This window comes from Burkholderia lata (assembly GCF_000012945.1).
GTDB classification, from domain to species: Bacteria; Pseudomonadota; Gammaproteobacteria; order Burkholderiales; family Burkholderiaceae; genus Burkholderia; species Burkholderia lata.
Window position 1 is genome coordinate 3,427,383 of sequence record NC_007511.1, and the last position, 12,360, is coordinate 3,439,742.

Here is a 12,360-nt window from a genome sequence, read left to right on the forward strand (position 1 = left end):
CATCACGAAATCCACTCGGCATGCAGCTGCTCGCTGTCGCCGAGATAGTCGAGCACCCAGCGCATGACCGGCGCCGTCTTCTGCGCATGCCACGCGACACAGCACGGGCTCGGCGCTTTCGGCTCGCCCAGCGTCTTCTCGACCAGCCGCCCGGTTTCGACGAACGGCCGCGCGAGATGCAGCGGCATGTAGCCGATGCCGAGCCCTTCGACGAAGCAGTTGATCGCACGCTGCCAGTCCGGCACCACGAGCCGCCGCTGGTTCGGCAGCAGCCACGTATCGCGCCGCGGGATGTCGCGCGACGTGTCTTCGAGGCAGATCGACGGGAACGCGGTGAGTGCGTCGGACGCTAGCGGCGCATCGGCGCCGGCCAGCGGATGATCGGGGCTCACGAGAAACGCCCACTCGATCGCCCCCATGTCGCGGAACCTGAATTCACCGCCGACAGGCACGGCCGTCGTCGCGCCGATCGCGATGTCCGCGCGCCCGGTGGCAAGCGCTTCCCACACGCCGTTGAACACTTCGATCCGCACGATCAGCTCGACGTTGTCGAAGTGGCGGTAGAAGTCGGCCATCAGGGCATCGATGCGACGGCTCGACACGATGTTGTCGAGCGCGATCGACAGGCTCGGCTGCCAGCCGTTCGCCACCCGCAGCGTGTCGCGGCGAATCTCGTCCATGCGCTTCAGGATGTCGCGCGCCTCGTTCACGAAATGCTCGCCGGCCTCGGTCGGCACGACGTGCCGGTGCATGCGCCTGAACAGCACGACGCCCAGCTCTTCCTCGATGTTCCTGACCGCATAGCTGACCGCCGACGGCACGCGATGCAGCGCGTTCGCCGCCGCCGTGAAGCTGCGCGTGCGCGCGATCAGCTCGATCAGTTGAAGCGACTCGATGGACAGCACCCCGCGTCTCCTTGCCGTGAATTCTTTTGAATGCGCGCGTGAAAATATACCGTTTCACGCGATCGCGTCACAGGCCAATACTGTTACCCGCAGTATTCGTGGTTCGACACATGGGAGACGGAAGGCGTATGGCAAACAACATCATCGGGCTCGCCGCGATCGCGGCGATCGGCGGCTGCGCGGTCGCGCTGCAGGGGCAATTCATGGGCGTCATGTCGAAGAGCATCGGCACGACCGGCGGGATCTTCGTGAACTACATCAGCGGCGCGCTGGTCGCGATCGTGCTGCTGGCCGCGCAGCACGGCGGTGAACTCCGCGCATGGACGTCGGTGCCGTGGTATGCGCTGTCAGCCGGCGTGCTCGGCCTCGTGATCGCGGGATCGATCGGCTATACCGCTTCGCAGCTCGGCCTGACGACGGCCTTTACGATCATCGTCGCGACGCAGTTCGTCGTGTCCGCGATGCTCGATCATTTCGGCTGGCTCGGCGCGATGCCGCGGCCGCTCGACGTCACGCGCTTCACCGGCATCGGTGCGATCGTCGCGGGGGTCTGGCTCACGTCGAAGTAATCGCGGGCCGCCGCGTGCGCATCACTGCACATCACTGCGCGTCGCCGATCCCACCCATCAGCATCATCAGCTGCTCGCGCAGCCACCGGCTGCCCTGGTCCTGATCGGCGCTGCGATGCCAGTAGCAGAAGTATTCGAGGGCCGGCATCTCGAACGGCAGTTCGAGAATGCGCGCCGGATAGCGCTGCAGCAGCCGCAGCGGCGCCGTCAGCGCGAGATCGCCGCGCATCGCGATCAGCGGCGCGACCATGTAGTGCTGCACGCGCATCTGGATGGTGCGGCGCAGCCCGAGGCGCGTCAGCTCCGCGTCGACGTACCCGCTGCCCTTGCGGCGGCTCGACACGTGGATGTGCCCCATCGCAAGGTAGTCGTCCATGGTGAGCGTGTCGCCCTTGAACGGGTGATCGTCGCGGATCATGCACGCATAGCGGTCGCGCACGAGCAGCGCCTGGTGCAGGTGCGGATCGCCGATCAGCGGCGCGTCGATCGCGATGTCGACGGAGCCGTTCGCGAGCGCGGTCGCGACTTCGCGGCGGTCCATCGTGTAGCTACGCACATGCATGCCGGGCGCATGCGTCTGCAGCAGTTCGCCGAGCGCGGGCAGCAGCAGCGCCTCGGTCAGGTCGCTCATGCTCATCCGGAACACGCGCGTCGATGACGCCGGATCGAACACGTCGCCTTCATGCGCGCTCGAGTCGAGCAGCTGCATCGCCTCGCGCACGCGGCCGACGATGTTCTCGGCCAGCGGCGTGGGCATCATCCCGGCCGGCGTGCTGACGAACAGCGGATCGTTCAGGGTCTTGCGCAGCCGCGCCAGCGCGTTGCTGACAGCCGGCTGCGTGAGGTTCAGCACCTCGGCCGCGCGCGTCAGGTTGCGCTTGGTGTAGATCGCGTCGAATACGACGAACAGGTTCAGGTCAATCTTCGAAAGGCGCATCGCCGGATCTCCTTGCCGGCATCTTACGGCGTGCGCCTCCCGTTCGTCCACGGCCCTGCGCATCGTGGCGCGGTGCTCAGCCGCGCAGCGGCGGCGTCAGGTACGCGGCCGTCGAACCCGGCTCGCCGCCCTGGATTTCCATCCGCGCGATCGCCTGCAGGTGCACCTCGTCAGGGCCGTCGGCGAAGCGCAGCGCGCGGCCCCAGGTCCAGTGGTCGGCGAGCGGCGTATCGGGGCTCAACCCCGCCGCGCCGAACACCTGCATCGCACGGTCGCACACGTCCGTGTACACGGTCGGCACCAGCGCCTTGATCATCGAGATTTCCTTGCGGGCGGCCTTCGCGCCGACCTTGTCGATCATCCACGCGGCCTTCAGCACCAGCAAACGCGCCTGCTCGATCTCGATGCGCGAGCGCGCGATCCATTCGCCGACCGTGCCGTGCTTGTTCAGCGGCTTGCCGAACGCGACGCGCGACTGCGCGCGGTCGACCATCAGCTCCAGCGCAAGCTCGGCCGCGCCGATCGAGCGCATGCAGTGGTGGATGCGACCCGGCCCGAGGCGGGCCTGCGCAAGCGCGAAGCCACTGCCTTCCGTGCCGAGCAGGTTGCTCGCCGGCACGCGCACGTTGTCGAACGTGATCTCGCAGTGTCCTTCGGGCGCATGGTGATTGACCACCGTGATGTTGCGCACGATCGTCACGCCCGGCGTGTCGCGCGGTACGAGGATCATGCTCTGCTGCTGGTGCGACGCGGCCTCGGGATCGGTCTTGCCCATCACGATGAAGATCTTGCAGTTCGGATGCGCGGCGTTCGTGATGAACCACTTGCGGCCGTTGATCACGTACTCGTCGCCCACGCGCTCGATGCGCGTCGTGATGTTCGTCGCATCCGACGACGCCACGTCGGGCTCCGTCATCGCGAACGCCGAGCGGATCTCGCCGCGCAGCAGCGGCTTCAGCCACTGTTCGCGCTGCTCCGGCGACGCGAACATGTGCAGCAGTTCCATGTTGCCGGTGTCGGGCGCGTTGCAGTTGAACACTTCCGACGCCCAGCCCACCCGCCCCATGATCTCGGCGAGCGGCGCGTATTCGAGGTTCGTCAGGCCCATGCCGGGCTCGTCGTCCTTCAGGTGCGGCAGGAACAGGTTCCACAGCCCTTCCGCCTTCGCGCGCTCCTTCAGTTCCTCCATGAACGACACGGGATACTGGCCCGCGTGCACTTCCTCGTTCCACTGGCGAATGCGCGGCACGATGTGCGCGTCCATGAATGCGCGCACGCGGCTGCGCAGTTCTTCCACTTTCGGGGTGTAGCCAAAGTCCATGATCGACTCCTCGATTCCGTTCGTTCGGTTCCGTCAGAAGGCCGAGACACCGCCGTCGACGGCGACGGCCTGCCCGGTCAGATAAGTGTTTTCCTTCGCGCACAGCATCAGCATCGTCGCGACGACTTCCTCGGGCCGGCCGAGCCGCTTCATCGGCGAGCCCTGCGCGAGAAAGTCCTGGCGGTCGCCGATATCGCTGTCGGTGACCATCGGCGTCGTGCTGTAGAACGGGCACACCGCATTCACGCGAATGCCGTGGCGCGCGTATTCGATGGCCGCCGTCTTCGTGAGCCCGACCACCGCATGCTTCGACGCCGCATAGGCGGCCAGCTTCGGCGCGCCGCCGAGCCCGGCCATCGACGCGACGTTCAGGATCACGCCTGCGCGCTGCGCGAGCATCTGGCGGATCTGGTGCTTCATCCCGAAGAACACGCCCTTTGCGTTCACCGCGAAGCTCAGGTCGAGATCGGCCTCGTCGGTATCGATCAGCGCCTTCATCGGCGGTGCGATGCCCGCGTTGTTGATGCCGACGTCGAGCCGGCCGAAACGCTCGGCCGCGGCCTGCACCAGCGCGGCCACTTCCGCTTCGATACGCACGTCGCAGCGCTGCGCGATCACGTCGGCGCCGGCCACGCGCAGCGGCGCAGCCACGCGTTCGAGCGCGTCGACGTTCAGGTCGCCGAGCGCGACGCGCGCGCCCATCGCGGCCAACTCGCTCGCGAGCAACGCGCCGAAGCCGCTCGCGGCGCCGGTGATCATCACGGCTTGCCCTGCGTAGCTGTCGATCTTCATCGCGCGCTCAGATCGTCAGGCCGCCATCGACGACGATGCATTCGCCGTTCGTGTAGCTCGCCGCATCCGACACGAGATACAGCACCGTGCCGGCCATTTCGCGCGGCTCCGCATGGCGGCGCAGCGGGATCTTCCCCATCCAGGTCTCGTAGATGTCCTTGTCGGCGAACAGCGCGCCCGCGAACTTCGTCTTCGTGAGACCCGGCAGCAACGCGTTCACGCGGATGCCGAGCGGCCCGCATTCCTTCGCGAACGCCTTCGTCATGTTGACGACCGCAGCCTTCGTGATCGAGTAGATGCCCTGCCGGTCGCCCGGCTGCAGCGCATTCACCGACGCCGTGTTGACGATCGCGCCGCCGCCGTTCGCCTTCATCAGCTTGCCGGCCTCGACCGACATGAAGAAGTAGCCGCGGATGTTCACGTCGACCGTCTTCTCGTACGCGGCGAGGTCGGTATCGAGGATGTGCCCGAAATACGGGTTCGCGGCTGCGTTGTTCACGAGGATGTCGAGGCGGCCGTGCTTGCCGCGGATGTGCTCGAACGTCGCGGCGATGTCGTCGAGCCGCCCGACGTGGCAGGCCAGCGCCTCGGCGCGGCCGCCTGCCGCGACGATCTCGTCGGCCACGGCCTGGCAGTCGTCGAGCTTGCGGCTCGACACGATCACGTGCGCGCCCTGCTCCGCGAGCAGTTTCGCGATTTCCTCGCCGATGCCGCGGCTCGCGCCCGTCACCAGGGCGATCTTGCCCGTCAGGTCGAACAGATTCGTTGCCATGTTGCTGTGCTCCTCCATTGATGTGTTGTCGTGCCCGGCGGCTTAGCGATGCGCGTCGATCACGCCGACGGCCAGTTCGGCGAGCCGCCCGGCCATCTCGCCGACACGCAGCGCCTGCTCGCTCGACGCATTGCCCTGCAGCGCGCGCGCCTTCACGCCCTGCGCGATCGACGCGAGCCGGAAGAAACTGAAGGCGAGGTAGAAATGCCAGTCGCGGATCGGCTCGATGCCGCGCAGTTCGCAATAGCGCGCGACGATCGCCGCTTCGTCCGGCACGCCGAGTTCCGCGCGATCCTGGCCCGCGAGCCCGCGCACCTGCCCGCCGGACGGCAGCCGCAGGCACATGCAGAGATACGCGAGATCGGCGAGCGGGTTACCGAGCGTCGACAGTTCCCAGTCGAGCACGGCCTGCACGCGAAAGCTGTCGCGCGCGAACATCAGGTTGTCGATCCGGAAATCGCCGTGCACCAGCGTCGGCCGGCCCGTGTCGGCGGGGCATGCCTTCGGCAGCCAGTCGATCAGCGTTTCCATCGCGTCGAGCCGCTCGGTTTCCGCCGCGCGATACTGCTTCGTCCACACGCCGATCTGGCGCTCGAAGTAGTTGCCCGGGCGGCCGTAGTCGGCAAGGCCCACCGCATCGACATCGACGTCGTGCAACGCAGCCATCGTCTGCAGCAACGCGTCGTAGCACGCCGCGCGATCGGCCTTCGGCAGTTCCGGCAGCGCGGGATCCCAGAAGATCCGGCCGTCCTCGTAGCTCATCACATAGAACATGCTGCCGATCACGTCGCGGTCTTCGCAGAGGTGATACGGACGCGCGACCGGCACCGCGGTGCCCGACAGCGCGCTCAGCACGCGGAATTCGCGGTCGACCGCATGCGCGGACTTCAGCAGTTCGCCCGGCGGCTGGCGGCGCAGCACGTAGCGGCCGCTCTTCGCGTGCAGCAGGAAAGTCGGATTCGACTGGCCGCCGGCAAACTTCTCCGTGTCGACCGGGCCTTCGAAGCCCGGCACGTGCGCTTCCAGATAGCGCGTAAGGCGGGCTACGTCGAGTTGCTGGGTAGGGTTCGTCATCGTCGCGATCGTTCGTGGGTCAGCCGTAGGTTCGCAGCGCGTGTCGTTCGGGATCCTCCAGATGCGGGATGCCGTTGAACGACGCGAGGTGGAACGCATCGGCGTTGAAGAAAAACTGCGAAAGACTGCTGTTGCGGATCTGCAGGTTCAGTGCGATCGCGCTCGACGGCGGGGCGGCCAGCACCTGCTGCACGGTGACCGCGATCGGGCCGCCGGAGCTCACCGCCAGCACGCGCTGGCCGCCGCCGTGGCGGATGGCCGCGCGGGCCTCGGCCACGCGCTGCTGGAAATGCGCCCAGGTCTCGGGGGCCGAATCGCCGAGCTTGTCTTCCGACCAGAGCTGCAGCACCTGCCGGAGCGCACGGAAATGCTCCTTCATCGAGCCGGCCGCGAGGCGGGCGATGTCCGGGTAGTCGCGCGCGGCGGCCGCGAACAGCCCGTGGAAGTCGTATTCGTTCAGGCCGGGGTGGCGGTCGACTGGCGCGCCTTCGCGGCCCATCCCGCGCAGGATCGCGTCGACCGTCTGCGCGTGGCGGTTCAGCGTGCCGCAGATCACGCGGTCGAATGTGAGCGCTTGCTGCGCGAAGTATTCGCCAAGCCAGACGCTCTGCTGCTCGCCCGCCGCGGACAACCGGTCGTAGTCGTCCGTGCCGAAGGACGCCTGCCCGTGCCGTACCAGAAAAAGTTCAGCCATCGCATGCCCGCCAGATCAGAAGGATTCAGCATAGGGGGCGGGGACGCATTTTTAAACTTTATTTTCTGAATCCGGGGGTATTCATTTCGTGAATCCATCCCCGCTCCGGACCTGGCCGTTGCCCGGCGCACGCCATCGCGGCACACGCATTGCTCCAGTCGCCTCCGGCGGGAGAACCGCGATGTCCCATCCGTTCCAGGAGAGTTGCGATGCTCGGTACGATCCTTATCGTCATACTGATTCTCATACTCGTCGGTGCATTTCCTGCATGGCCCCACAGCCGAAGTTGGGGCTACTGGCCTTCGAGCACCGTCGGGATGATCGTCATCATCGTCGTGATACTGGTGCTGCTGGATCGCATCTGAGGCCGCAGCGCGCGAGCCGGGCAGGCCGAGTCCCGTATGAAACAATGGCGACCGGCCCTGCCGGCCATCCCCGAAGCGCCCGTCCCGGCGCCGGGCGGGCCGGCAGTCGATTCACGGGCATGACGCGCAAGACAAGCCCCCCATGACCTCCAACGACGAAACGAAGCTGGACCAGGCGGCAGGATCTGACTGGTGGTGCACATTCGACGACCCGTCACGCGAGTGCGATACGGATCACGCACGCATCCAGGCGGAACTTGAAATCGAAATCCACCCGGACCATCCGTTCTACCGGCGCAATCTCAAAGTGATCGCCCACGCACTGGGGTGCGATGACGTGATCTGCACCCACGTCGACGAGCCCGGCCGTTATTCGGTGCTGCATCTCACCTGGGGCGGGCGCCCCGAGATCGGCACGTGCCCCACCATCGATTTCGATGGCGACAGGCTCGGTGTCGCGAAGTATTTCGACTACCCATAGCGTGCTCACCACGCGTCCGGCGTCGTTGCGTTACGCTTCCGGACACACCCGCAGCCGCTTGCGCTCAGCCTCCGCTCCCGCCTCTCACCCCACTCACAGCGCCATGACCGAAGCCCTCAACCCGAACTACTTCGAATCCGTCGCCGCCAGTTTCGACAAGCAGCACGCGATGCGCCTGATCCAGGCCAGGATGCCGCTGATCGACATCGGACGGACCGAGATCCACGTCCCGCACTGGGAGGGCATCGAACAGCAGCACGGTTTCGTCCACGGCGGCGTGGTGGGCATGATCGCCGATTCGGCCGCAGGCTACGCGGCGATGACCACGGTGGCCGCCGATGCGTCGGTGCTCACCGTCGAATACAAAATCAACCTCGTGGCGCCTGCGGCGGGCGACAAGCTGATCGCCCGTGGCGAGGTGGTCCGGCCGGGGCGGACGCTGATCGTGACCAAGGCGGAAGTCTTCGCCGTCACCGGCGACAAGGAAACGCTGTGCGCGGTCATGCAGCAAACCATCATGGTGATGCACGACAAGCGCGATCGCGCTTGACGCAACACAGCGCAGCGCAGCGCAGCGCCGAGCGGCAACGAAGCGGTGCCGGCGTGCAAATCGGCGTGTCATTCGTCGGGCGAATGCCCCGGACGTAGCCGCCCGGGGTCCATGCCCGTTACTGCGAGCCTTCGAGACGCAACTGCAACCGGCTTTTCACGGATGTGACACCCGGCACCTGACGGGCCGCATCCACCGCGACCTGATCCTGCGACTGGTCCGTGATCTGCCCGGCCAGCGTCACGTCGCCCGTCTTCGCCTTTGCAAATACGGTGACCTGTGCGCCGCCGATGCCGGGCGCCTTCGTGATCGCCTGGCGGACTTTCTTCGCGAATGCGCGATCGGCCGCGCGATCGGCCTTCTTCGCGGACCGTGCCGCCGCCGACGGCGACGGCGACGGTGACTGTGACGTGACGGGCGACGCGGCCGGCGACGTGGTGACGTGTTGCGGACCGGACACGTCCGCATTGGGCGCACCGGATTGCGCATGAACCAGGATCGGCGACAGCGCGACACAACCTGCAACGACGGCAAGACGAATCTTCATCGAATTCTCCTCAAGGAACGAACGGAAACTGCGGGGAAACTGCGGGGGGAAAGCGGTCAGGCCGCCGCACCCGACATCGCACGGGTGCGCGCACGGCCGCGCGGCGCGGTGATCGATTCGAGCGCGTGTTCGTCGGCCGCCAGCGCGGGCGACAGCGTCGCGCGCAGGTGATCGAGAAAAGTGCGGATCTTCGCGTCCACGAAGCGCCGGGACGCAAACATCGCGTAGACGTCGAGCATCGTCAGCCGGAAATCGGGCAGCACACGGACGAGCCGCCCGCTGCGCAAATCGTCGATGACCGAGTAAATCGCGAGCGAGCCGATGCCCAGCCCCGCACGCAGCGCGATCGACAGCGCTTCCGGCGCATTCGCGTGGAACGGCGCGGCGAGCACGGTGTGCGTCACGACCTCGCCGTCGCCGCCGTGCAGGTGCCATTCGCCGTTCGCGTCGGCGGGCGTATCGAGACACAGGCACGTATGGCCCGCGAGTTCGGCCGGGTTGCGGGGCGTGCCGTGCCGCGCGAGATAGGCCGGCGACGCCACCAGCACGCTGTAGCTCCGGCCGCACGAGTGCGCGATATAGCCGGAATCGGGCAGGCTCGACGCGGTGACGACCGACACGTCGTACCCTTCTTCGACGAGATTCGGCAGCCGCTGCGAGTACGTCATTTCGACGGACACCTCGGGATAAAGCGCCTGATACGCGACAGCCGACGCGGTCACGTGGCTCTGCCCGAGCCCCGGCATCGTATGCACGCGCAGCCGCCCGTACGGGCGGACCAGTGCATTGCGCGCTTCGGCGTTCGCCTGGTCGACGTCGCCGAGGATCGCCAGCAGCCGTTCGAAATAGCGCCGCCCGCTGTCGGTCAGCGCGATCTTGCGGGTCGTGCGGTTCAGCAGCCGGATCTGCGCGTAGTCCTCCAGGCTGGCGACGGCCCGCGACACCTGCGCGGTCGCGATGTCGCCCTGCCTCGCGACGGCGGTGAAGCTGCCGGCCTGCACGACACGCACGAAGGTCCGCATGTTTTCAAGCATGTCCATTTCGATTCATCGTCCATCGCGGCCGGCGCGCCATCCGCCACACGCGCACGACCGGGCCAACCCGCGCCCGGCCGCGCGACGCAGCCTCGGTTTAGAACCGCGGCCCGCCACGCATCGACCGGCCCCAGGGCCATCGATCGCGCCGCGCGCCGTCATGTTCAGTGGTACCGATTGTCGCCATTCGCCGCGAAGCGTTCAGCCCCCCGTCCGGGGGGCTGAAGCGCGGGCCGGTCATGTGGAATGCTTGCCGTCTGTGGCGGACGCCGGCGTGCGCAGCACGATCTTGCCGATGTGGCGGCCGGAATCCATCAGCGCGTGCGCCCCGCTCGCATCGCGAAGATCGAAGGTCCGGTAGACCTGCGGCTTCACCGTCCCCTGCCGGATCAGCGGCCACACGGCTTCCTCCAGCTCGCGGATGAGCTGCGCCTTCTCCTCGTAGGTACGCGAGCGCAGCGTCGAGCCGATGTGCGTGAGGCGCTTGGTCAGCATCGGGAACAGGTCGAGCTCCTTCGCCGGCCCGTTAATCACGCCGATCTGGACGATGCGTCCGTTCATCGCGGCGGCCGCGAAATTGCGCGCGACGTAGTCGCCGGCGATGATGTCGACGATCACGTCGACGCCCTTGCCGTCGGTGAAGCGCTTGACCGCATCGACGAAATCCTCGTTGCGGTACTCGATCGCGAGATCCGCGCCGAGCCGCAGGCTCGCGTCGCGCTGCGCTTCCGAGCCCACCGTCGTGATGATGGTCGACGCGCCGAACGCCTTCGCCAGCATCGTCGCGGTCGTGCCGATGCCCGACGCGCCGCCGTGAATCAGCACGCTGTCGCCGGCGGCGAACCGGCCGCGCTGGAACAGGTTCAGCCAGACCGTCATGAAGGTTTCGGGCATCGCGGCCGCTTCCGTCATGTCGAGGCCGTCGGGAATCGCGAGCGTATTGCTCTCGTTCGCCACCGCGTATTCCGCGTAGCCGCCGCCCGGAATCAGCGCGCAGACTTCGTCGCCGAGCGCGAAGCGCGTGACGTCGCGGCCGACCGCGACGACTTCGCCGGCAACCTCGAGGCCGGGAATGTCGGACGCGCCGGGCGGCGGATCGTACAGCCCCTTGCGCTGGAATACGTCGGGGCCGTTCACGCCGGCCGCATGAATGCGGATCAGCACTTCGTCGTGGCGCGGCGACGGCACGGGACGCGTGGTCGGTACGAGCACGTCGGGGCCGCCGGGACGCACGATTTCGATCGCCGTCATGTCGGCGGGCAGGGTTTTCACGTCATCACTCACGATATGATCCTCAACGTTCGTCGATGCGCGGCCGATTCGCGGATCATCCTCGAATCGCGGCATCGCAATGGGTGTGAAGACAGTCTAGGGACGGTGCCGCTCGCGGGCACGCAGTGAATTGCCGAACGAGGAATGCAAAAATGCATCAGTCAGCACAAGCGATGAACTGGGACGACGCACGCGTGTTCCTCGCGATTCATCGCGAACGCACGTTGCGCCGCGCGGCGCAAACGCTCGGGGTCGACCAGGCGACGGTCGGGCGCCGGCTCGCGCAACTCGAGCACATGCTCGGCGCCACGCTGTTCCTGCGCTCGTCGAAGGGCTACCTGACCACGCCGGTCGGCGAACTGGCGCTGCGCGCCGCCGAGGCGATGGAACAGCATGCGCACGAGCTCGTCCGGCTGACCCAGGGCGTCGACCGAAGGCTCGCCGGCGAGGTCAAGATCACGACGACCGATGCGCTCGCGCTCGAATTCGTGATGCCGTCGATCGCGCGGCTGCATGCGAAGCATCCCGACGTATGCGTGTCGCTGAACACGGCGACTCAGGTCCTGAACCTGGCGAAGCGGGAGGCCGATATCGCGGTGCGCACCGTGCGGCCCGACAACCCCGATCTCGTCGCGCGCCGCCTCGCCTGCTGGGACATGGGCCTGTTCGCTTCGCACGACTATCTGCAACGGCACGGCGAGCCCGCGCGCGGCAGCGCGTTCGCGGGGCACGACCTGGTCGTCTACCAGCCGTATGTCGACGCGAGCCGGAAGCCGGCGATCGCCGGCGAGCCGATCGCTGCCGGGCGCATCGTCGGGCGGATGAATTCGAGCCTGATGATGCGCGCCGCGCTACGTTCGGGCCTCGGCATCGGCGAAGTGCCGGTGCACATGGGCGAACGCGACGGCCTCGCCCGCATCTGGCCCGAGCAGACGCGGGAAACGCCATACGAAGTCTGGCTCGTCACGCATCGCGACCTGCGCCACACCGCGCGTATCCGCGCGACGATCGACGAGATCGTGGCCGCGTTCGACGCGCATCGATGAG

At 67.1% G+C, this 12,360-nt stretch carries 15 protein-coding genes; 5 read left to right on the forward strand and 10 right to left on the reverse strand.

From position 1 onward, the window contains the following. Positions 1-2 precede the first annotated feature (2 nt). Entirely contained in the window at positions 3-905 is a 903-nt protein-coding gene (punR, locus tag BCEP18194_RS37855; protein WP_011356621.1) for a DNA-binding transcriptional activator PunR, read from the reverse strand. A 128-nt stretch (positions 906-1,033) separates the two neighbouring features. Between punR and BCEP18194_RS37860 the strand changes: the two genes are divergently transcribed. Then, complete coding sequence (locus BCEP18194_RS37860) at positions 1,034-1,474, forward strand: DMT family transporter (protein ID WP_011356622.1); 441 nt, start codon at positions 1,034-1,036, stop codon at positions 1,472-1,474. 31 nt (positions 1,475-1,505) lie between these two features. Here BCEP18194_RS37860 and BCEP18194_RS37865 read toward each other — a convergent pair whose 3' ends face one another. From BCEP18194_RS37865 to BCEP18194_RS37890, 6 genes are all read right to left on the reverse strand, one after another. Beyond that, a complete protein-coding gene (locus BCEP18194_RS37865) occupies positions 1,506-2,411 on the reverse strand; it encodes a LysR family transcriptional regulator (RefSeq protein WP_011356623.1) in 906 nt (301 codons plus the stop codon). Between the two features lie 76 nt (positions 2,412-2,487). Beyond that, positions 2,488-3,732, reverse strand: coding sequence for an acyl-CoA dehydrogenase family protein (locus tag BCEP18194_RS37870; RefSeq protein ID WP_011356624.1), 1,245 nt, complete (start codon positions 3,730-3,732; stop codon positions 2,488-2,490). Positions 3,733-3,765: 33 nt separating this feature from the next. Next, on the reverse strand, positions 3,766-4,524 hold the full coding sequence (locus BCEP18194_RS37875) for an SDR family NAD(P)-dependent oxidoreductase (protein ID WP_011356625.1): 759 nt from the start codon (positions 4,522-4,524) through the stop codon (positions 3,766-3,768). A gap of 7 nt (positions 4,525-4,531) precedes the next feature. Next, complete coding sequence (locus tag BCEP18194_RS37880; protein WP_011356626.1) at positions 4,532-5,296, reverse strand: SDR family oxidoreductase; 765 nt, start codon at positions 5,294-5,296, stop codon at positions 4,532-4,534. Positions 5,297-5,338: 42 nt separating this feature from the next. Continuing rightward, positions 5,339-6,370, reverse strand: coding sequence for a phosphotransferase (locus BCEP18194_RS37885; RefSeq protein ID WP_011356627.1), 1,032 nt, complete (start codon positions 6,368-6,370; stop codon positions 5,339-5,341). Positions 6,371-6,389: 19 nt separating this feature from the next. Then, positions 6,390-7,064, reverse strand: coding sequence for a histidine phosphatase family protein (locus tag BCEP18194_RS37890; protein WP_011356628.1), 675 nt, complete (start codon positions 7,062-7,064; stop codon positions 6,390-6,392). A gap of 209 nt (positions 7,065-7,273) precedes the next feature. On the opposite strand from BCEP18194_RS37890, the gene BCEP18194_RS40645 reads away from it, so the two are divergent. From BCEP18194_RS40645 to BCEP18194_RS37905, 3 genes are all read left to right on the forward strand, one after another. Continuing rightward, positions 7,274-7,429, forward strand: coding sequence for a DUF3309 family protein (locus BCEP18194_RS40645; RefSeq protein WP_041493418.1), 156 nt, complete (start codon positions 7,274-7,276; stop codon positions 7,427-7,429). 142 nt (positions 7,430-7,571) lie between these two features. Beyond that, positions 7,572-7,910: a hypothetical protein gene (locus tag BCEP18194_RS37900; protein ID WP_011356629.1), complete on the forward strand. Its 339-nt coding sequence runs from the start codon at positions 7,572-7,574 to the stop codon at positions 7,908-7,910. A gap of 103 nt (positions 7,911-8,013) precedes the next feature. Next, complete coding sequence (locus BCEP18194_RS37905; protein ID WP_011356630.1) at positions 8,014-8,460, forward strand: PaaI family thioesterase; 447 nt, start codon at positions 8,014-8,016, stop codon at positions 8,458-8,460. A 118-nt stretch (positions 8,461-8,578) separates the two neighbouring features. On the opposite strand, the gene BCEP18194_RS37910 is transcribed toward BCEP18194_RS37905, so the two are convergent. The 3 genes from BCEP18194_RS37910 to BCEP18194_RS37920 form a co-directional block, all read right to left on the reverse strand. Beyond that, positions 8,579-9,007 (reverse strand): BON domain-containing protein, encoded by a 429-nt coding sequence (locus tag BCEP18194_RS37910; protein WP_011356631.1) that lies wholly within the window; start codon positions 9,005-9,007, stop codon positions 8,579-8,581. 56 nt (positions 9,008-9,063) lie between these two features. After that, positions 9,064-10,047: a LysR family transcriptional regulator gene (locus tag BCEP18194_RS37915; RefSeq protein WP_011356632.1), complete on the reverse strand. Its 984-nt coding sequence runs from the start codon at positions 10,045-10,047 to the stop codon at positions 9,064-9,066. Positions 10,048-10,278: 231 nt separating this feature from the next. Then, a complete protein-coding gene (locus BCEP18194_RS37920; protein WP_041493701.1) occupies positions 10,279-11,292 on the reverse strand; it encodes an NAD(P)H-quinone oxidoreductase in 1,014 nt (337 codons plus the stop codon). 173 nt (positions 11,293-11,465) lie between these two features. Here BCEP18194_RS37920 and BCEP18194_RS37925 point away from each other — a divergent pair, with 173 nt between their 5' ends. After that, the gene (locus BCEP18194_RS37925) at positions 11,466-12,359 is read left to right on the forward strand and encodes a LysR family transcriptional regulator (RefSeq protein ID WP_011356634.1); all 894 of its coding nucleotides are present in this window, start codon (positions 11,466-11,468) and stop codon (positions 12,357-12,359) included. Position 12,360: the final 1 nt, after the last annotated feature.

Excerpts from the sequence above, each read along its gene's own strand:
- BCEP18194_RS37925 (WP_011356634.1), top strand. The coding sequence starts at position 11,466 with ATGCATCAGTCAGCACAAGCGATGAACTGGGACGACGCACGCGTGTTC.
- BCEP18194_RS37910 (WP_011356631.1), bottom strand. The coding sequence starts at position 9,007 with ATGAAGATTCGTCTTGCCGTCGTTGCAGGTTGTGTCGCGCTGTCGCCG.
- BCEP18194_RS37880 (WP_011356626.1), bottom strand. The coding sequence starts at position 5,296 with ATGGCAACGAATCTGTTCGACCTGACGGGCAAGATCGCCCTGGTGACG.
- BCEP18194_RS37890 (WP_011356628.1), bottom strand. The coding sequence starts at position 7,064 with ATGGCTGAACTTTTTCTGGTACGGCACGGGCAGGCGTCCTTCGGCACG.
- BCEP18194_RS37865 (WP_011356623.1), bottom strand. The coding sequence starts at position 2,411 with ATGCGCCTTTCGAAGATTGACCTGAACCTGTTCGTCGTATTCGACGCG.
- BCEP18194_RS40645 (WP_041493418.1), top strand. The coding sequence starts at position 7,274 with ATGCTCGGTACGATCCTTATCGTCATACTGATTCTCATACTCGTCGGT.
- BCEP18194_RS37860 (WP_011356622.1), top strand. The coding sequence starts at position 1,034 with ATGGCAAACAACATCATCGGGCTCGCCGCGATCGCGGCGATCGGCGGC.
- BCEP18194_RS37900 (WP_011356629.1), top strand. The coding sequence starts at position 7,572 with ATGACCTCCAACGACGAAACGAAGCTGGACCAGGCGGCAGGATCTGAC.
- BCEP18194_RS37915 (WP_011356632.1), bottom strand. The coding sequence starts at position 10,047 with ATGGACATGCTTGAAAACATGCGGACCTTCGTGCGTGTCGTGCAGGCC.
- BCEP18194_RS37870 (WP_011356624.1), bottom strand. The coding sequence starts at position 3,732 with ATGGACTTTGGCTACACCCCGAAAGTGGAAGAACTGCGCAGCCGCGTG.
- BCEP18194_RS37920 (WP_041493701.1), bottom strand. The coding sequence starts at position 11,292 with ATGACGGCGATCGAAATCGTGCGTCCCGGCGGCCCCGACGTGCTCGTA.
- BCEP18194_RS37875 (WP_011356625.1), bottom strand. The coding sequence starts at position 4,524 with ATGAAGATCGACAGCTACGCAGGGCAAGCCGTGATGATCACCGGCGCC.
- BCEP18194_RS37905 (WP_011356630.1), top strand. The coding sequence starts at position 8,014 with ATGACCGAAGCCCTCAACCCGAACTACTTCGAATCCGTCGCCGCCAGT.
- BCEP18194_RS37885 (WP_011356627.1), bottom strand. The coding sequence starts at position 6,370 with ATGACGAACCCTACCCAGCAACTCGACGTAGCCCGCCTTACGCGCTAT.